We start from the raw sequence: 19,298 nt of genomic DNA on the forward strand, positions 1-19,298 counted from the left end.
GAGGCATTCAGACGCACATGCAGGCCATGATCCAATTCCCCGACCTCTCGCCCGAGATCTTCTCGATCGCCATCGGCTCCTTCGAGTTCGCCCTGCGCTGGTACGCGCTGGCCTATATCGCGGGCATCGTCATTGCCTGGCGCCTGGCCGTCGTGGCGCTGCGCCGCCCCGCGCTGTGGCCCGCAAACCAGCCGCCGATGAAACCGCAGCAGGTCGAGGATCTGCTGACCTGGATCATCCTCGGCGTGATTGCGGGCGGGCGGCTCGGCTTCGTGCTGTTCTATCAGCCCGCCTATTACCTGGCGAACCCCGTGGAGATCCTGAAGATCTGGCAGGGCGGCATGGCCTTTCACGGCGGCCTCATCGGCGTGGTCCTGGCAACGCTGATCTATGCCGCGCGCCACAACATTCCGAAACTGCAGATCGCCGATCTGGTCGCCCACACCGTGGCGCCCGGCCTGCTGCTGGGACGGCTCAGCAATTTCGTCAACGCAGAGCTCTGGGGCCGCCCGACGGACCAGCCCTGGGGCGTCGCCTTCCCCGGCCCGGCGGCGCAGGACTGCGGCCAGGCCCTGGGGGAGCTTTGCGCCCGCCACCCCTCGCAGCTTTATGAAGCGCTGATGGAGGGGCTGATCCTTGGCGCCCTCCTTCTGTATCTCGCCTGGCGCCGCAATGCCTTCCACAGCCCGGGCCGCCTGCTGGGCGTGTTCCTGGCCGGCTACGGGCTGGCCCGCTTCATCGTTGAATTCTTCCGCCAGCCGGACGCCCAGTTCGTCACCCCCGGCAACCCGCTGGGGCTGGCCTGGCACATCGACGGCATCGGCCTGACCCAGGGCCAGGCGCTGTCGCTGCCGATGATCGCGATCGGCCTCTGGTTCCTGATCCGCGCCCGCCACCCGGCCCGGAGCGCGGCATGAGTCTCAGCGACCACCTGACCGCCCGCATCCGCGCCGATGGCCCGATGTCGGTGGCGGATTACATGGCCGACTGCCTGCTGCACCCGCAGTTCGGCTATTACACCACCCGCGACCCGCTGGGCGCCAAGGGCGATTTCACCACCGCGCCGGAAATCAGCCAGATGTTCGGCGAGCTTCTCGGCCTCGCCCTCGCCCAGGCCTGGCTCGACCAGGGATCGCCCGCCCCCTTCACGCTGGCGGAACTCGGCCCCGGCCGCGGCACCCTGATGGCGGACCTCTTGCGCGCCACCCGCGGCGTGCCCGGTTTCCACGCCGCCATGCGGATCCATCTGGTCGAGGCCTCCCCCGCCCTGCGCACGGCCCAGGCCAAGGCGCTGGACGGCTACGCGCCCCAATGGCTGGACACCGTGGATGCCCTGCCCGATCAGCCGCTGTTCCTGGTCGCCAACGAGTTCTTCGATGCGCTGCCCATCCGCCAGTTCATCCGCGCAGGCGACGGCTGGAGCGAGAAGCGCATCGGCCTGCAGGACGGCGCCCTCAGCTTCGGCCTCAGCCCCGCTGCGCCGCAGTCTGCGCTGGACCACCGGCTGGCCGACACCCGGGACGGCGATGTGGTCGAGATCTGCGAAGCCGCCGCCCCGGTCACCCAGTCCATCGCCGCCCGAATCGCTGCCCATGGCGGCGCCGCGCTGATCGTGGACTACGGCGACTGGCGGGCGCTGGGGGACACCCTGCAGGCCCTGCGCGCGCATGAACCCGCCGATCCGCTGCAGACCCCCGGCGAGGCCGATCTGACGGCGCATGTGGATTTCGAGGCGCTGGCAATGGCTGCAAAAACCGCAGGTTGCGCCTTTACCCGCCTCACCCCCCAAGGCGTGTTCCTGGAACGGCTCGGCATCACCGACCGCGCCCGCGCCCTGGCCGCCCCGCTGCAGGACGCGGCGCTGGACTCCCTGATCGCCGCACATCGGCGGTTGACGCACCCGGAGGAAATGGGAAACCTGTTCAAAGTGCTCGGCCTCTGCCCGCCCCGGGCTGCCCCTTTGCCAGGATTGAACCCATGACGCTTGAAATTCTCACGTCCGATCTGCTTGGCAGGGTGCGGCACGGGTTCTTCACCCGCAAGGGCGGCGCGTCCTCCGGCATCTACAAGGGTCTGAACTGCGGCCTCGGCTCCACCGACCAGCGCGAGGCGGTGCGGATCAACCGGGCCCGCGTGGCCGCCGCAATGGAGGTTCCGCCGGAACACCTGAGCGCCGTGCACCAGGTCCACAGCGCCGATGTGCAGGTGGTGACAGAGCCGTCGCAGGAGCGGCCGCAGGCAGACGCAATGGTCACCAATGTGCCGGGGCTGGCGCTGTCGATCCTGACCGCCGACTGCCAGCCGGTGCTGTTCTCCGACCCCGGGGCCGGCGTCATCGGCGCCGCCCACGCGGGCTGGCGCGGCACCCTGGACGGGGTGCTGGAGGCAACGCTGGACGCGATGGAGGGCCTCGGCGCCCGGCGCGAAAACACCGCCGCGGTGATCGGCCCGACCATTTCCCAGCGCGCCTATGAGGTCGGCCCGGAGTTCTTCGACGACTTCATGATGCAGGACGACGCCTACGCCCGTTTCTTTGCCAATGGCGAGGGCGACCGCTACCTGTTCGACCTGCCCGGCCTCGGCCTCCACAAGCTGCGCCAGGCCGGCATCGGCGCCGCGGAATGGAGCCGCTACTGCACCTATTCCGATGCGGAGAAATTCTTCTCCTACCGCCGCGCCACCCACGCCAAGGAGGCCGACTACGGCCGCCTGATTTCCTGCATCCGGCTTTAAGGCCCTGTTAACCAGCGCAATTGTGGCGGATTTTGTTAAATTCCGCCGCAATCCCGGCTGCTGCCGCGCCCGGCCCTCAAGGCACGTCGGCATTTCCCTTTGAAATCAGCCGGCTGGCACGATCAGCCCGTATTGCGCACCATGCGCGGAACATGCCCCGCGGGGGCTGAAAATGCCCCCTGCGGGTCATAATCAGGGCGCAAAGATTACCCATAAACAGGTCAGACCAATAAAAACAGCAGCCGCCCGGCACGCAGGGTGCAGCTGCCGGGCGAAGGACAGACTGACCATGAAGATGAACAAGCGTTTCATTGCCTCGATCATCCGCTCCGCCAGGAGCGAAACCGTGACCCTGCCCTGGGTTGCCGCCCGCCGCTGCCGCGGCCAGGCGCTGCACCAGGGCGGATTGCGCAAACTGGGTTAACGCCGGGGACGGATGCCCCTGCGGCGGCACCCCTGGCGCAGCCGCGCCAGCCCGGCCAGCCACCGCAGGGGCATCCAACCGGCCTGTTCGCGCGGCCGGCTGATGCCGCGTCAGCCCGCGACCCGGCATTAACCAGTTTGCTTCAGATTTTTTGACAATTCGAATTAAATCCGGCCAATGTGGCCACATCATATCGTTCAAGCACGTCTGTGTTGCCGGTGGGGGCCGATGCAAGCGGGCAGTTTGAAAGGAGAGGTCTGCTGTCATGACCATCCCCCAGTCGCTGCACAGGGCTGCAGCCAATGCCGTCGAGGCCACTGCAATCCTGCAGGACCCCGCTGCGCTGCGCAGCGCAAACAAGCCGCAGCTGCGCCGCTATGAGGTCAGCTGCCTGCTGGCCGGCGGCGGCATCTCGGAAACCCGCCACATCGCCCCGGCCCTGCCGCTGTTCGAGAACGCCTTCAGCGCCTTCACCCGCGGCTCGCTGGTGGAAACCGCGCAGGGCCCGATCGCGGTCGAGGACCTGTTTCCCGGCGACGAGATCCTGACCCGGGACGGCGGCAGCCAGCCCTTGCTCTGGATCGGCCGCACCAGCGTGCTGCCCGGCCGCTCCGGCAGCCGCAACTGCACCCTGACCAGTTTCATGGCCGACAGCCTGGGCCTGCAGAAACCCTCAGCCAGCCTGGTGGCCGGCCCTGCCGCGCGCCTGCTGCGCACGCCGCCGCACATGCAGGGCTGCGGCGACGGGCAGCTGCTGACACTGGCATCGGAATTCCAGGACGGCATGAGCATCTTTGAAACCGCGCCGCCGGCGCCGGTCGATCTCTACCACCTGTGCCTGCCGCGCCATGCGGTGATCACCGTGGGCGGCCTGGCGTTTGAGACCTACCACCCGGGGCCGGATGCGCTGAAACTGGCAAGCTATGCGATCAAGACGCTGTTTTTGAACCTGTTTGCCCATACCGACAGCATCCAGGGCTTCGGCCCGCTGGCCCATCCCAGGGCCGACAGCGCCAGCCAGCCGGGGCCTGCCATTCTGTAACGAGGCAGCCCCGCCGCCAGCGGTCAATTCATGCCGCGGACGTAGCGCACCAGCTGGTCGGCGTTGAAATGCTCCTCTTCGATGATCGCCTTCATCAGGTCGCCGATCGAGACGATCCCGGCCAGCTGCCCGTCCTTCAGGACCGGCAGATGCCGCACCCGCTTCTCGCTCATCACGGCCATGCAGGCCTCGGCGCTCTGGCCGGGGTCAACGCTGGTGAAATCGGTTGCCATGACATCCGCCAGCGGTGTCGAGGGAGAGGTCTTCCCGGCCAGGAAAACTTTGCGGGTATAGTGCCTTTCGGTGAAGATGCCGGCCAGCTGCCCGCCGGACACCACCAGCACCGAGCCCACGTCTTGCTCTGACATCAGTTTCAGGGCGTCGACCACCATCGCCTCGGGCGGAAGCGTGTGGAGCGTCTTGCCCTTGCCATCAAGGATTTGCTGAACAATTGCCATCGCTGCACCTCCAGTCGGCGGAACAACGGCCGGGTCAAACCGATTGCACCGGCCTGCCCCGCCTTTCCAGCATCCGGGGTTTTCCCGTTCTGTCAATGACTTGGATCAAGATGCGCAGCGGCAGCCCGCAAATCAGCTCCCCTGCCAGCGGCGGCTGAAGCTCAGGCCTCGCGCGCCAGCCGCTCTTCCAGCACTTCAAACGGCACGCCAGGTTCGTCCTTGGCGCCGCGGATCACCAGCGAGGTCTTGACGCTGGCCACATTCGGGGTGGTCAGCAGATCGCCGGTCAGGAAACTCTGGAAGGTGCTCAGGTCCGGCGACACGCATTTCAGGATGAAGTCCACCTCGCCGTTCAGCATGTGGCACTCCCGCACCAGAGGCCAGCCGCGGCATTTCTCCTCAAAGGCGCTCAGCTCCGCCTCGGCCTGGCTTTCCAGCCCCACCATGGCAAAGACCTGCACCTCGAAACCCAGCTCGCGGGAATTCACATCCGCGTGGTAGCCGTGAATCAGACCGGCCTCCTCCAGCGCCCGCACCCGGCGCAGGCACGGCGGGGCGGAAATGCCGACCCGCTTGGCCAGCTCGACATTGGTCATCCGCCCATCGGCCTGAAGCTCCGACAAAATCTTGCGATCAATCGGATCAAGACGGGTTGTGACCATGCCGGAAACTCCTGTGAACTTTGCGTTTCTTATAGCACCGCCGCCGGGCTGCGCAATATTGTTTCATCGCCGCGCAATATTCTTTGCAGCTCGGACGCGCAAGCCGCAATGCGCAATTGTGCGGCAAATTTGTATCCCGCGGCATGCAGTCCCTTGGGGGTTTAAGCCTGCCCGCCCTGCCGCTATATGCATTGCCTGACGGCGGCACGCCCGCCAGGCTGCATTACGTGGGGAACACACATGAGCGAGACGCGCCACACCAAGGTTCTGATCATCGGCTCCGGGCCTGCCGGCTATACCGCGGGGGTCTATGCCGCCCGTGCCATGCTGGAGCCCGTCCTGGTCCAGGGGATCGAGCCCGGCGGCCAGCTGACCACCACAACCGAGGTCGAGAATTATCCCGGCTTCACCGAGGTGCAGGGCCCTGACCTGATGATCAAGATGCAGGAGCACGCCCAGGCGATGGGCTGCGAGGTGATCGGCGACTACATCACCTCGCTCGACACCTCCGTGCGCCCGTTCGTGGCCAAGGCCGACAGCGGCACCACTTTCACCGCCGACGCGGTGATTCTGGCCACCGGCGCCCGCGCCAAATGGCTGGGCCTGGAATCGGAAGAGAAGTTCAAGGGCTTCGGCGTCTCCGCCTGCGCCACCTGCGACGGCTTCTTCTACCGCGGCCAGGAGATCGTGGTGATCGGCGGCGGCAACACCGCCGTGGAAGAGGCGCTGTTCCTCACCAACTTCGCCTCCAAGGTGACCCTGATCCACCGCCGCGACGAGCTGCGCGCCGAGAAGATCCTGCAGGACCGCCTGTTCAAGAACGAAAAGATCGAGACCCTGTGGTTCCACACCCTCGAAGAGGTGGTGGGCACCGACAACCCGCTGGGGGTCGAAGGCGTCGTGGTCAAGAACGTGCAGACCGGCGAAATCAAGGAAATCCCCTGCAAGGGTGTCTTTGTCGCCATCGGCCACGCCCCCGCCAACGAACTGGTGAAGGACGTGCTGGAGCTGCACAACGGCGGCTATGTGAAGGTCAAGCCCGGCTCCACCGAGACCTCGATCCCCGGCATCTATGCCGCCGGCGACCTGACCGACCACAAGTACCGCCAGGCGGTCACCTCGGCCGGCATGGGCTGCATGGCGGCGCTCGATGCCGAGCGCTTCCTGGCTGAGCAGGAGTAAAGAGGATGCCGCATGATTTCGACGCGCAGCGGGCTGAAACCGTTGCGGCATTCAACGAACTGCAGGCCGAACACGGCCTGCCGGAGGCGGCGGACGTGGATTATTTCTTCGTCCCCGCCCGCGACGGCGCCGACTGGCGCCCGCTGGCCGAGGAGCTGAGCCGCGAAGGCTACGCCTGCCAGTTCTTCGAGGCCGACGGCGAAGACCCCGCCTATCTGGCCGCCACACTGCCGGACCAGATCATCTCTGCCACCGGCATCTGGATCGGCGAGGAACTGGCCACCCGCACGGCCCTCTCGCACGGGTTTGCGCCGGACGGCTGGGGGCTGGAGGGCTGATCCCGCTTCTGCGGCAGGCTCCGGAGCCGATTGCGGGCGCAGGATCTAGCGGCAGCCCAGCAGCTGTTCCTGTGCCTTCAGCCTGCTGACCTCCGCCCGTTCCGCCGCGCTCAGCGGCACCTCACCCGCACGCATCCCCGGAATGCATCCGGCGTTGGAAAACGCCGCCTGCCCGCGCGGGCTTTGAAAACAATAGCCGCGGCGTGCAAAGATCGAGTTGCGCTGGAACCACAGGGCATCGCACTGGTTCTGCGCAACCGGCGCGGCGGCGCTGGCCGCAGCGTCCTTGCGGATCCAGTTGGAATGGGCCCAGCCCTCCAGCCCGGTTTCGGTCCGCACCCGCAGCCAGCGCCCGCGCTGCGCCAGAACCGCCAGCCGCGTGCCCTCGCCCATCTTGGCCAGCCGCCGCGCGCCGGAGGTGGTGCCGTCGCGCAGCGCCAGAAACCCGTCGCCGTTCGGGTCCAGGCCGGATACCCGGTAATCAAACTGCTGCGCCCGCGGCTGGATCTGCCCGGAAGGCACCGCCTGAACGGCTGCACCGGCTCCGGCAGCCGGGTCAGGCGCAGCTTGCCCGCGCGCCGCCAGATAGACCTCGTCAATCAGCGAGGAGTTTTCCCAGGGCACCTGGCTGCCGCCGGTTTCCGCCACCACATCGGCCCGCACCCGCCGCATCATCGCGTGCAGATCCTCGTGGCGCGTGATGTGCCGCAGCAAGGCCGCCGTGAACGGGCTGTTCTGGCCGCTGCCGTCCAGCGCTACATTGCCCGGCTGGGTGGAAAACGCGATGTAGGAGCCGACGCCCGCATCCACCCGGGCCAGCCCCCGCGCCGCGCCGCCCAGGCTGCGCGCCGCCATCCGGGACTGGAACGGGTTGTTGCGGCAGGCGTCCAGAACAATGATATTGCGCCCGGCGCGCAGCTCCATCTCGCGCAGGATCGCCTGCAGGCTCACCGACGCCGCCTTCAGCTCCTGCTCATCCGATCCCGCAACATCGACCGGCAGCACGAAATTCTCTGCCCCCAGCTGCACCCCGTGGCCGGAGTAGTAGAACAGCGCCGTGTCCTCCTCCCGCAGCTGGCCGGTGACTTGCTGGGCGAGGCGCAGGGTGTCCCGGCGGCCCAGGTTATAGCCGTCATGCACCTCGAACCCGATGCCGCGCAGCGCCGCCGCGATATCGCGCGCATCCCGCTCGGCATTGGGCAGGTAGGAGGCATTCTGATACTCCGAATTGCCCAGCACCAGGGCGATCCGCCGCCCGGCCTCCGCCAGCGGCGCCGACCAGACCAGCGGCAGCACCGCCAGCAGCAATGCCTTCAGGAAATTCAACGCCATATCTATCCCCGCAAAACCAATGTGCGGCCACCGTGGCACAGGCCGCAGGGCGCAATCAAGACAGCCGCTGGCTTGACCGCCCCGCCCGCCGGGGCCAGTTTGGCAGCAGCACCGGCTAAAGAACGGGCAGGCAGAAAGGCACAACGTGGCAAGCGCACTCTGGCAGGGCAACTGGATCACCCGCACCCGGATCATCACCGGGCTGGTGCTGCTCACCTTTGCCTTCTTTCACTTCCTCAACATCGGCGTTGGGCTGATCTCGCCCGAATGGATGGACGAATTCCAGGACGCCCGCCAGGTCATCACCCGCAGCCTGACCGGCAGCCTGATCCTTGGCACGTCCCTGATCCTGCACGCGGGGCTGGCACTATGGAACCTGGCCCGCCGCCGCAGCTTGCGGATGCGCTGGGGCGAGGCGCTGCAAACCGTGCTTGGCCTGCTGATCCCGCTGCAGCTGCTCGCCCATCTGGTCTTCACCCGCTACTCGCATGAGGTCTACGGCACCAATGACGAGATGCCCTACCAGATCATCCTGATGTGGAACTCGCCCGAGGTCTGGCAGCAAAGCCTGCTGTTGCTGGCGGTCTGGATCCACGGCTGCATGGGGCTGCATTACTGGCTGCGGCTCACCCGCTGGTGGCGCCCGCTGATCCCCTGGATGGCGGGCATTGCCGTGTTCATTCCTGCCTTTGCCTTTGCCGGCCTGCTGACAGAGGGCCGCCGCATCTACGGCCTGTTTACCGAAGGCACCGAACGCGCCGCCCTGATGGAGGAGTTCAACTGGCCCAGCCAGCAGGCCTTTGCTGAGATGTTTGCGACCGAGCGCCTGTGGCTTTCGATCTTCTTTGCGCTGCTCGGCCTCACCGCCGCCGTCTACCTGCTGCGCAAGCTCATCCGCCGCCGCCGCGCCGTCACCATCCGCTATGCCTTCGGGCCGGAAATCCGGGCCGAGCGCGGCATGACGCTGCTGGAGATGTCGCGGGCGGGCGGCGTCCAGCACACGTCGCTCTGCGGCGGCAAGGGGCGCTGCACCACCTGCCGCGTGGTGGTGGATGAGGGCGGCGAGCACCTGCCGCCCCCGGAACCGCCCGAGGCCCGCAGCCTGGAACGGGTCAAGGCCCCTGCCAACATGCGGCTGGCCTGCCAGATCCGCCCGCAGGCGCCGCTGACCGTCACCCGCCTGTTCCGCCCGGACGGCCGCAAGGGCCGCGCCCATGCCAGCCAGGGCAGCGAACAGCAGCTGGCGGTGCTGTTCCTCGACATGCGCGGCTTCACCGCCCGCACCGCAGGCCAGCTGCCCTATGACGTGGTGTTCCTGCTGAACCGCTTCTTCGACGCCATCGTGCCCGCCATCACCAGCGCCGGCGGCACGGTGGACAAATACCTCGGCGACGGCTTGCTGGCGCTGTTCGAAGCGCCCACCCCCGCCCGCTCCGCCGCCGCCGCGCTGGACGCCGCCGCCGCCATCGGCACCGCGCTGCAGGACTTCAACGCGCAGCTGGCCGCCGACGGCGAGCCGGAGGTCCGCATCGGCATCGGCGTGCATCTGGGCGAGCTGGTGCTGGGGGAGATCGGCAGCGCAGGCCACGCGCCGCGCACCATCATCGGCGGCAGCGTCCACACCGCCAGCCGACTGGAGGCCAAGACCAAAGAGCTGGGCGTCGAGCTGCTGATCTCGGCCCGGGTGCTGGAGGCCGCAGGATATGATTCGGGGCATCTGGCGCTCGAAACCTTCCAGCTGCGTGGCGTTTCCAGGCCGCTGGACGCCCTGCCCGTGCCCCACGCCGCCGCCCTGCCGCGCACTCTGGCCGGAGAACAGCATTAGGCCCAAGGCCCGAAGCGCAAAACGCCTGTTTCCCGCGCCGCCCCGGCCCGAGCCAGCCATCCGGCTCAGCACGCCGGAGGAGAACAAGCAGCCCTGCCACCCGCAGCCGTTGCAGCCCTGCAACGCGGCGGAAAATCGCCGCCTGCGGCCAATTCACCCTTTGCATCCTCGGCAAACCATGCAATGCGTTCACGCGTGAACACACTTTTAACCCGCTGACCGTACTGCTGCCCGCGATGACCGACACCGCTTCCACACCCACCCCGGACGGCGAAGACCTGCTGTTCCGCCTCCTGCGCCAGCTCGACACGGCGCCGGATGCGTCGCAGCGCGCAACCGCCGCGGCGGTGGGGATTTCGCTGGGGCGGCTCAACACCTTGCTGCGCTCTGCCGCGGACAGCGGCCTGATCACCATCAGCGCCCGCCCCGGCCCGGACAAGCGGCAGCGGTTCGCCTATTCGCTGACCACCCGGGGCGCCGCGGAAAAAGTGCGGCTCACCGATCAATTCCTTGCCCGCAAGCTCGCAGAATACAACGCGCTGCACGCGGAACTCACCGGCTCCGCTAGCGGCCTCCCCCCTCTCAAACACAGGACCAACCCGATGCAAAGCAACCTGGCTCCGATTCCCGAGCTTTATGTCTCCTATGAAAGCGCCCAGAAACTGAAGGTCGAAGCGGCCGACCTGGTCAGCTGGGACCTGACCCCGCGCCAGATCTGCGACCTGGAACTGCTGATGAACGGCGGCTTCAACCCGCTGAAGGGCTTCCTGTCCGAGGCCGACTACGACAGCGTCGTCGACACCATGCGCCTGACCGACGGCTCGCTGTGGCCGATGCCGATCACCCTGGACGTCTCCGAAGACTTCGCGTCCAAGCTGGAAGCCGGCCAGGACATCGCCCTGCGCGACCAGGAAGGCGTGATCCTCGCCACCATGACCGTCACCGACAACTGGGTGCCGAACAAGGCCCGCGAAGCCGAGAAGGTCTTCGGTGCCGATGACGACGCCCACCCGGCGGTGAACTACCTGCACAACACCGCAGGCAAGGTCTATCTGGGCGGCCCGGTGACCGGCATCCAGCAGCCGGTCCACTATGACTTCCGCGCCCGCCGCGACACCCCGAACGAGCTGCGCGCCTACTTCCGCAAGGTCGGCTGGAACAAGGTTGTCGCCTTCCAGACCCGCAACCCGCTGCACCGCGCCCACCAGGAGCTGACCTTCCGCGCCGCGCGCGAGGCCCAGGCCAACCTGCTGATCCACCCGGTGGTCGGCATGACCAAACCGGGCGACGTCGACCACTTCACCCGCGTGCGCTGCTACGAGGCAGTGCTGGACAAGTACCCGGCCGCCACCACCTCCATGTCGCTGCTGAACCTGGCGATGCGCATGGCCGGCCCCCGCGAGGCGGTCTGGCACGGCCTGATCCGCAAGAACCACGGCTGCACCCATTTCATCGTCGGCCGCGACCACGCAGGCCCCGGCAAGAACTCGGCCGGCGACGATTTCTACGGCCCCTATGACGCGCAGGACCTGTTCCGCGAGTTCCAGGGCGAAATGGGCATCGAAATGGTCGACTTCAAACACATGGTCTATGTGCAGGAGCGCGCCCAGTACGAGCCGAACGACGAGATCGCCGACCGCGACAACGTCACCATCCTGAACATCTCCGGCACCGAACTGCGCCGCCGCCTGGCCGAAGGCCTGGAGATCCCCGAGTGGTTCTCCTTCCCCGAGGTAGTGGCCGAGCTGCGCAAGACCAAGCCGCCGCGCTCCAAGCAGGGCTTCACCGTGTTCTTCACCGGTTTCTCCGGCTCCGGCAAATCCACCATCGCCAACGCGCTGATGGTCAAGCTGATGGAGATGGGCGGCCGCCCGGTCACCCTGCTGGACGGAGACATCGTGCGTAAGAACCTCAGCTCCGAGCTGGGCTTCTCGAAAGAGCACCGCGACCTCAACATCCGCCGCATCGGCTATGTGGCCTCCGAGATCACCAAGAACGGCGGCATCGCCATCTGCGCCCCGATCGCGCCCTACGCCACCACCCGCCGCGCCGTGCGCGAGGACGTGGAACAGTTCGGCGCCTTTGTCGAAGTGCACGTCGCCACCTCGATCGAGGAATGCGAGCGCCGCGACCGCAAGGGCCTGTATAAACTGGCCCGCGAAGGCAAGATCAAGGAGTTCACCGGCATCTCCGACCCCTACGACGTGCCGCAGAACCCGGAGCTGTCGGTCGAGACCGAAAACGTCGACGTCGACAACTGCGCCCACCAGGTTCTGCTGAAGCTGGAAAGCATGGGGCTCATCAAGGCCTGAGCCTGACGGCAGTTAGAAATGAGAACGGCCCGCCATCCGGCGGGCCGTTTTGCTGTGGAACACAGCCGGTCAAACCATCAATTTCATTTTAATTGATTTTCAATGCTTGCTTTTCAGAATGAAAACCCGGTTTTACTTTCTTGAAAACCGGCATCATTTGCTAGCAACGCCCCTAACGCACCGGAGTGTAAATGACACAGCAGCGCATCACCCGGCGATACCTCCGGCTGCGCAGTGGCATCGCCTTGGCGATCCTGCTGGCCGCTGCGGTGGCCGCTTTCTGCGTTACCCTGTCCGGGCAGAGGAGCGTGGCCAAGCGGGTGGAAAACACCAGGGTGCTGGACCAGCTTCTGGTTTCTCTTGCTGAACTGTCGCTCGCATTTGATGAACTTAAGAACGACCCCGGCAGCCAGAGGGCGCTGATCGCACGGGGGCGCATCCGCCGCAGCGCCAGACCTGCCGCCGACTCGCTGGCAGAGCTTTCCGGTGCCGATGCGCTCGCTGCGTTTTCCCCGAAAGCTCAGGAAATCCTGTCCCAGCCGACGCTCAATCCTGTGCATGAGCTGAAAGACATCCTGTTTCTATCGGAGGTTCTCACAGACCCGGATAGAGACCGGGGAGCGTCCTCCGATACCAAGGCCGCCGCGCTGGCCTCGGACCTGTCCAGGCGGCTGCTGCCGGTCTTCATGAAGGTCAAGGAGGCAGAAGCGCAGACCGCCCGGATCGCAGCCGAGGTGCAGCTGATTTATGCGCTCGTGGCTGTCGCCATCGGGGCTGTTGGCGTCTACGTCGCCGGCCGTTACGTGCATCTGCCGATGGAGCGGTTCATCATCAGTGCCCAGGCCGAGATTGAAGCGAACCGGCGCAAGGCCGAAGCCGCATCAGAGGCGAAGTCGGTGTTCCTGGCGACGATGAGCCACGAAATCCGGACCCCGCTGAACGGCGTTCTGGGCTTGGCGGAGCTGCTGAACGACACCCAGCTTGACGATAAGCAGAGGCACATGATCCGCATGATGATCGTGAGCGGGAATTCCCTGCTCAGCATTATCAATGATGTGCTGGACCTGTCCAAGGCTGAAGCCGGCAAGCTGGACATTGAGGCTGAGGCGTTCAACGTCCGCGCAACCTGCCTGGAGGTCATAGACCTGTTTTCCGCACGCGCCCAAAGCGCCAGGATCGCCCTGAATCTGACCGCGGACCCACAGGTCAGCAGCTGGCACGTGCTGGGCTACAGCACAGCGATCCGTCAGATCGTCGTCAACCTGATCAGCAACGCGCTGAAGTTCACCGAAAACGGGGCCGTCGAGGTGAAGCTGCAGGAATTGGCTCCCGGCCCGGACGGGACGCGGCTGCTCCAGATAGCCGTGAAAGACAGCGGGATCGGGATTCCGGCGGACGCACAGGAGCGGATTTTCGAGCAATTCGCGCAGGCGGATGCCACCACCACCACGCGGTTCGGCGGCACCGGGCTGGGTCTTGCCATCGTGAAGAACCTCGCAAAGGCGATCGGCGGCACGATCTCGTTGCAAAGCGCGGAAGGGGAAGGCGCGGAGTTCATTCTGCAATTTCCGGTGGAGGATGTCCCGCCGCCTGCCGAAGCCCCTGTGCAGGCGCCTGTCAGCGCTTCGTTCAACAAGAAAGTGCTGGTCGTTGACGACAACAGAGTGAACCAGATGGTCGCGGGCAAAATGCTGGAGAAACTGGGATGCACCGTCGTCACCGCAGGCAACGGGTTTGAAGCGGTGGAGCTGACGCAAAACTGGGCACCGGATCTGGTGCTGATGGACGTCCGGATGCCGGAATTGGACGGCTTGGGCGCCACCCGGGCGATCCGGGAGTGGGAGATGGCGCAAGGCCTGCCGCCGGTGCCGGTCATCGGCCTGTCCGCCAACGCGATGAGCGAACAACGCTCCGAGGGCCTGGACGCGGGCATGAATGACTACCTTGCCAGACCCGTCAACAAAGCGGCGCTCGCCGCTGCTCTGGCCTGTCTCTGGCCGGAGGAAGCCGGAACCGCCACTCAGGAGGACACAAGATGCGCCTGACAACATGCTTTTCTGCGGCTTTCGCCGCTGCAGCCGCTATGGCTGCCCCGGCCGCAGCAGAGACAAAGGAAGTCTGGCTGTACAACTGGAGCGGCTACATCGCCCCGGAAACCGTCGAGAGCTTCCAGGAAACCACAGGCACCAGGATTGTTCTGGACACCTATGGCGAAGCGGATGAGGCAGAGGCGCGCCTGATTGCCCGCGGCACTGGTTACGACCTTGCGGTGACCGCCTCCGAAACTGTTGGCCGCCTGGTTAATGCCGGAGCAATCCAGGAAATCAGCCTGGCCGGCATTCCGAATGCGGCCGCGATCGACGGTGAGCTGATGAAGATGTTTCTGGCCTCTGCTCCGCAGGCTGAAGGCTATGCGCTGCCCTACCTGTGGGGCACGACGGGGATCGCCTTTGACCGGAACGCGGTTCTGGAACGCCTGCCGGATGCGCCGCTTGACAGCTGGGCGCTGGTCTTCGACCCCGCCAATGCCCGCGCGCTGGCGGATTGCGGCATTACGATCGTCAATTCGGTAGAGGAGGTTGTGGCGGCAGCGCTTGCCTATCTTGGTTTGGATCCGCAGTCACACTCGGAGCAGGATCTTCAGGCCGCATTCGGCGTGCTGTCTTCAATCGCGCCCTATGTCCGCTCGTTCGATTCCGATCAGTACGACGCGCTGCTGGACGAAGAAGTCTGCCTGGCAATTGCCTGGAGCACGGACGGGCTGGCGCCGCGGCTGGAAGAGGATAGTGACAGGTACCACTACGTCATCCCCAAAGAAGGCGCCAATCTGTGGGCCGACCTGTTTGTCATTCCCAGCGATGCCAAAGACACCGGCGCAGCGCACCGGCTTATCGACTATGTGCTGCGGCCTGACATGATGGCCCAGGCGACGGCCTACACCAATGCCACCAACAGTGTTCCGTCCTCGCGGCAGGAAATCAGCGATCCCGGTTACCACATCCCCGAGATTGTCCTGCCGCAGGATCTCCGCAGCAGGCTCTTTTTCGTCAATCCCCGCAGCGGTGAGCAAAAGCGCGATCTCGACCGCCGCTGGAAGCTGCTTCAAATCGGGTTGTGAGGCCTCGGGACGCGGCGGCCCTGGCGCTGATGCCGGCCTCTGCCCCGCTGCGCTTCGGCGCCGTGCCCATGGCACAGCCGTTGCTTTTCATCAGAACCGGCGGGAGGCTGAACAGTTTGCACGGACACAGCTGAGACCCGTCCTGCGCCGAATTGCCTGCACCGGACTGGATACCGTCCGGTGCAGGCTGCGGTTCAGCCGAAGCTGACGCCGTTCAGGTTCATCGGCAGCGCCGTCACCCGCGGGCCGTTGACCGCGATGGCATTGGCCAGCGCCGGGGCCGAGGGCGGCGTGCCGGGCTCGCCAACCCCGGTGGGCATCTCGGCGGAGGGCACGATGTGCACTTCGATGGCGCCGATGTCGCCGATCCGCAGCGGCTCGTAGTCCGGGAAGTTGAACTGGTCCACTTCGCCCCCGGTCAGGGTGATCTCGTTGCGCATCACATGGCCCAGGCCATAGCCGATGCCGCCCTCCATCTGCGCTTTGATCACATCCGGGTTGACCGCGATGCCGCAGTCCACCGCGCAGGTGACCTTCTCGATCTTCACCCCGTCATCGGCATTGCCGGAGATCTCCACCAGTTCGGCCACATAGCTGCCAAAGCTCTTGTGGACGGCGATGCCCTGGCTGCGGCCCTCCGGCGCGCTGCCCCAGCCGCCCTTCTCGGCGGCCAGTTTCAGCACTCCTGCCAGGCGCTGCTGGTCGGCACCGCCGCCCTCCAGCAGGGCGAGGCGGAATTCGACCGGGTCGCGACCCGCGGCGCGGGCGGCCTCGTCCAGCATTGTCTCCATCACATAGGCAGTGTGCGTGTGCCCGACCGAGCGCCACCACAGAACCGTGGTTGCCTTGGCCACATCGGTAAGGCCGACATGCTGCCCGGGAATCCGGTAGGGGCTGTCACCCACGCCCTCGACCGAGCTGTGATCGACGCCGTCATGCACGAGCATGCTCTCGAAGGCGGTGCCTTTCAGGATCGGCTGCGCGGCGATGCGGTGGTCCCAGCCGGCGATATTGCCGTCCGCGTCCAGGCCCACGCGGACCTTATGCGCCACTGCGGGGCGGTAATAGCCGCCGGTGATGTCATCCTCGCGCGACCAGACCAGTTTCACCGGGCGCGAGCGGTCGGTCAGGGCAAAAGCCAGTGCCGCCTCCACCTGGTAATCCGCGGTGGGTGTGGCGCGGCGGCCGAAGGAGCCGCCTGCAAACATCGTGTTGATGCGGACCTTCTCCATCGGCAGCTGGAAGATCTGCGCCATCGCCATATGCGGGCCGGTGGGGAACTGGCAGCCGTCGTGCAGGGTGACGCCGCCGTCCTCATCGGCCTCGATGGTGCAGGTCAGCGGCTCCATCGGCGCATGCGCCAGCAGCGGGAAGTAGAAGGTCTGCTCCACCACCTTCGCGGCCCCCTCGATCTGCGCCGCGGTGGCGGCCTGGTCGGTGCCGGTCACGTTGTACTCCGGGTCACTGTTCACCGCGGCCAGCAGCTCCTCGCGGATCTGGTCAGAGCTGCGGCTTTCGGCGTTCGTGAAATCCCAGTCCACGGTGATCGCTTCGCGGGCCTGGAACGCGCCCCAGGTGTCCTCGGCATAGACCGCGACACCCGCCTGATTGGGCAGCACGGCAGCGCGGATGTAGCCTTTGACTTCCTTGGCGCCGGCGTCGTCAAACCCGTTGGCCAGCCCGCCCATGCGCGGGCTGCGGATGATCACCGCAACCATCTGGTTCGGCAGATGCAGATCCATCGCATACATCGCGGTGCCATTGGTCTTGGGCAGGGAGTCCTTGCGCTTGACCGAGGCGTTGCCGATCAGGCGGAATTCGCTGGGGTCCTTCAGCCGCGGCTCTGCCGGGGCCTCCATCTGCGCAGCGGCGGCAACAAACCCTGCCAGCGGCGCCTCCTGGCCGGCGCCCTTGATGAGGCCGTCTTCAAGGGTCAGCTCTGCCGGGTCGGCGCCCCAGGCCTCGGCCGCGGCCTTTATCAGCATCTCGCGGGCGGCGGCCCCGGCCTGGCGGTACTGCAGGAAGGAATTGGCCATCGCGGTGGAGCCGCCGGTGCCCTGCATCTGGCCGAACGCCAGGTTGGCATAGCGCGAGGGGTCGGAGGGTGCGAATTCGTACTGGATGTCCTCCATCGAAACACCCAGCTCCTCGGCGATCAGCGTGGTGAGGCCGGTGGCCGGGCCCTGCCCCTTCTCGAAGTGCTTCACGATGGCGGTGACGGTGCCGTCTGCGTCGATCTTCACAAACGGGTTCAGCTGCGCCGGTGCGGCGCCCGCGGACAAAGCGCCGTCGGGACGGACGCCGACATAAAGAACCGCAGCAGCGGCGGCAGCGGATTTCAGGAAGCCGCGGCGGGAGGTATTGAGGGTCATATCAGGCCTCCATCATTTCAGATGCGCGCTGGATCGCGGCGCGGATGCGCTGGTAGGTGGCGCAGCGGCAGGCGTTGCCGTTCATGTAATCGTCGATCTCTTCCACCGTCGGCTTGGGGTTTTCGCTCAGCAGCCCCACGGCGGACATGATCTGGCCCGACTGGCAGTAGCCGCACTGCACCACGTCCAGCTCGACCCAGGCGTCCTGCACGGCCTTGGACACCTTGGAGTTCAAGCCTTCGATCGTGGTGATCTCGGCGCCCTCGGCGTCCTCGACATAGGTCTGGCAGGAGCGCACCGGCTGACCGTCCAGATGCACGGTGCAGGCGCCGCAGGCGGCGACGCCGCAGCCGAATTTGGTGCCGGTCAGCTTCAGTTCATCCCGGATCACCCACAACAGCGGGGTTCCGGGCTCGGCCTCGACCTGATGCGTCCGGCCGTTGAGTTTCAGTGATAGTGCCATGGCTATGGGGCCTCCCCTTGGCTGGAATTTCTGGTTCAGGATTTTTCGAAGTCTGCAAAGGCACCGGCGTAGTCGGGATGCCAGCGCGACAAGGCCGGGCGGTTCTCCAGGATATCGCCCAGGGCCCAGGCAACCCGGCGCCGGTCGCGGGCCGGCGTCACGTCGTTGTCCGGGCAAAGAATGTAGAAATCGCCCGCTGCCATGCGCGTCAGCAGGTGATCCACGGTCTGTTCCGAGGTCCAGGCAGAGGCGGGCTTCTCCGGAATGTGGCGGGCGACCATGCCGGTATAGGTGAAGCCGGGGACGAACAGATGCGCAGTGACCGGCGCATCCGCCTGCCGCAAGTCATGCGCCAGCATCTCTGTCAGCACCTTCACACCGGCCTTGGAGACATTGTAGCCCGGGTTGCCCGGCGGCGTGGTGATGCCCTGTTTCGAGCCGGTGTTGATGACAACCGCCGGGCGTGCGGCGGCGATCATCCGCGGCAAAAAGGCCTGCACGCCGTTCAGCACGCCGAACAGGTTCACCTCGATCATCGCGCGCCAGGCCTCGGGTTCTTCCCAGCTGCCGGAGGGGCGGCCGATGCCTGCGTTGTTCATCAGCACCGCCACCTCGCCCGCGGCGAAGGCAGCATCCGCCAGGGCCTGAACGGCCTTTGCGTCGCTGACATCGGTGGGAACGGCCAGAACCACTGCTCCGGACTGGGCCAGGCTGCGCAGCTTCTCAGCCGCCTGATCCAGCGCCTCGCCCGGCAGATCGGCCAGAACCACGCCCAGCCCGGCCCGGGCAAAGCGTTCCGCGGCGGCAAAGCCAACCCCGCTGGCGCCGCCGGTCACAACCGCCAGGCCGCCTGCTGCAAGTGCGTCTTCATACATGGATGCGTCCTCCCTGAAATGCCGTGCTGCCGGTCAACCGCCGGGCTTTGGCTATGCTGCTGGACCTTAACCTAGTGCCCGCCGGGCCGGTTCCTGTGCCCGATCCTCCGGATGATCTGCCTGATCCTCCGGGATGCCGGGATTTGCGGTTCTTCCCCTGCC

17 protein-coding genes are annotated in these 19,298 nt (G+C 66.3%); 11 read left to right on the plus strand and 6 right to left on the minus strand.

All coding sequences use genetic code 11. The features are described from left to right. Positions 1 to 17 precede the first annotated feature (17 nt). The 5 genes from lgt (at position 18) to AB1A62_RS00360 (ending at position 4,199) form a co-directional block, all read left to right on the plus strand. On the plus strand, positions 18 to 917 hold the full coding sequence (gene lgt, locus AB1A62_RS00340) for a prolipoprotein diacylglyceryl transferase (RefSeq protein WP_366659099.1): 900 nt from the start codon (positions 18 to 20) through the stop codon (positions 915 to 917). Beyond that, entirely contained in the window at positions 914 to 1,981 is a 1,068-nt protein-coding gene (locus tag AB1A62_RS00345; RefSeq protein WP_366659100.1) for an SAM-dependent methyltransferase, read from the plus strand. The genes lgt and AB1A62_RS00345 overlap by 4 nt, the downstream gene beginning before the upstream one ends. Beyond that, positions 1,978 to 2,733: a peptidoglycan editing factor PgeF gene (gene pgeF, locus AB1A62_RS00350; protein ID WP_366659101.1), complete on the plus strand. Its 756-nt coding sequence runs from the start codon at positions 1,978 to 1,980 to the stop codon at positions 2,731 to 2,733. Before AB1A62_RS00345 ends, pgeF begins: the two co-directional genes overlap by 4 nt. 289 nt (positions 2,734 to 3,022) lie before the next feature. Then, the gene (locus tag AB1A62_RS00355; protein WP_366659103.1) at positions 3,023 to 3,157 is read left to right on the plus strand and encodes a hypothetical protein; all 135 of its coding nucleotides are present in this window, start codon (positions 3,023 to 3,025) and stop codon (positions 3,155 to 3,157) included. Between the two features lie 265 nt (positions 3,158 to 3,422). Next, entirely contained in the window at positions 3,423 to 4,199 is a 777-nt protein-coding gene (locus tag AB1A62_RS00360; RefSeq protein WP_366659104.1) for a Hint domain-containing protein, read from the plus strand. A gap of 23 nt (positions 4,200 to 4,222) precedes the next feature. On the opposite strand, the gene AB1A62_RS00365 is transcribed toward AB1A62_RS00360, so the two are convergent. Continuing rightward, the gene (locus AB1A62_RS00365; protein ID WP_366659105.1) at positions 4,223 to 4,657 is read right to left on the minus strand and encodes a CBS domain-containing protein; all 435 of its coding nucleotides are present in this window, start codon (positions 4,655 to 4,657) and stop codon (positions 4,223 to 4,225) included. A gap of 161 nt (positions 4,658 to 4,818) precedes the next feature. Beyond that, a complete protein-coding gene (locus AB1A62_RS00370; protein WP_366659106.1) occupies positions 4,819 to 5,319 on the minus strand; it encodes an Lrp/AsnC family transcriptional regulator in 501 nt (166 codons plus the stop codon). Positions 5,320 to 5,559: 240 nt separating this feature from the next. Here AB1A62_RS00370 and trxB point away from each other — a divergent pair, with 240 nt between their 5' ends. Both trxB and AB1A62_RS00380 read left to right on the plus strand, forming a co-directional pair. Beyond that, complete coding sequence (trxB, locus tag AB1A62_RS00375; protein WP_366659107.1) at positions 5,560 to 6,501, plus strand: thioredoxin-disulfide reductase; 942 nt, start codon at positions 5,560 to 5,562, stop codon at positions 6,499 to 6,501. A gap of 5 nt (positions 6,502 to 6,506) precedes the next feature. Beyond that, on the plus strand, positions 6,507 to 6,839 hold the full coding sequence (locus AB1A62_RS00380) for a ribonuclease E inhibitor RraB (RefSeq protein WP_366659108.1): 333 nt from the start codon (positions 6,507 to 6,509) through the stop codon (positions 6,837 to 6,839). A gap of 45 nt (positions 6,840 to 6,884) precedes the next feature. Here AB1A62_RS00380 and AB1A62_RS00385 read toward each other — a convergent pair whose 3' ends face one another. Beyond that, entirely contained in the window at positions 6,885 to 8,171 is a 1,287-nt protein-coding gene (locus AB1A62_RS00385) for a caspase family protein (RefSeq protein ID WP_366659110.1), read from the minus strand. A gap of 145 nt (positions 8,172 to 8,316) precedes the next feature. On the opposite strand from AB1A62_RS00385, the gene AB1A62_RS00390 reads away from it, so the two are divergent. The 4 genes from AB1A62_RS00390 to AB1A62_RS00405 all read left to right on the plus strand — a co-directional run bounded on the left by AB1A62_RS00390 (position 8,317) and on the right by AB1A62_RS00405 (position 15,426). After that, positions 8,317 to 9,996, plus strand: a complete 1,680-nt coding sequence (locus AB1A62_RS00390; protein ID WP_366659111.1) for an adenylate/guanylate cyclase domain-containing protein — start codon at positions 8,317 to 8,319, stop codon at positions 9,994 to 9,996. 236 nt (positions 9,997 to 10,232) lie between these two features. Further along, positions 10,233 to 12,308: a bifunctional sulfate adenylyltransferase/adenylylsulfate kinase gene (locus AB1A62_RS00395; protein WP_366659113.1), complete on the plus strand. Its 2,076-nt coding sequence runs from the start codon at positions 10,233 to 10,235 to the stop codon at positions 12,306 to 12,308. 191 nt (positions 12,309 to 12,499) lie between these two features. Then, a complete protein-coding gene (locus AB1A62_RS00400; protein WP_366659115.1) occupies positions 12,500 to 14,353 on the plus strand; it encodes an ATP-binding protein in 1,854 nt (617 codons plus the stop codon). Beyond that, positions 14,344 to 15,426 (plus strand): extracellular solute-binding protein, encoded by a 1,083-nt coding sequence (locus AB1A62_RS00405; protein WP_366659117.1) that lies wholly within the window; start codon positions 14,344 to 14,346, stop codon positions 15,424 to 15,426. Before AB1A62_RS00400 ends, AB1A62_RS00405 begins: the two co-directional genes overlap by 10 nt. Positions 15,427 to 15,620: 194 nt before the next feature. Here the strand turns inward: AB1A62_RS00405 and AB1A62_RS00410 are convergent, their stop codons facing one another. Genes AB1A62_RS00410 through AB1A62_RS00420 form a run of 3 tightly spaced genes read right to left on the minus strand, consistent with a single transcriptional unit; the run spans position 15,621 to position 19,136 of the window. Beyond that, complete coding sequence (locus AB1A62_RS00410) at positions 15,621 to 17,798, minus strand: xanthine dehydrogenase family protein molybdopterin-binding subunit (protein WP_366659118.1); 2,178 nt, start codon at positions 17,796 to 17,798, stop codon at positions 15,621 to 15,623. A gap of 1 nt (position 17,799) precedes the next feature. Continuing rightward, positions 17,800 to 18,261 (minus strand): (2Fe-2S)-binding protein, encoded by a 462-nt coding sequence (locus AB1A62_RS00415; protein WP_366659119.1) that lies wholly within the window; start codon positions 18,259 to 18,261, stop codon positions 17,800 to 17,802. A gap of 35 nt (positions 18,262 to 18,296) precedes the next feature. Continuing rightward, positions 18,297 to 19,136 (minus strand): SDR family NAD(P)-dependent oxidoreductase, encoded by an 840-nt coding sequence (locus AB1A62_RS00420; protein WP_366659120.1) that lies wholly within the window; start codon positions 19,134 to 19,136, stop codon positions 18,297 to 18,299. Between the last annotated feature and the right edge of the window lie 162 nt (positions 19,137 to 19,298).

Origin of the sequence: Leisingera sp. JC11 (genome assembly GCF_040704725.1) — a bacterium.
GTDB lineage: Bacteria > Pseudomonadota > Alphaproteobacteria > Rhodobacterales > Rhodobacteraceae > Leisingera.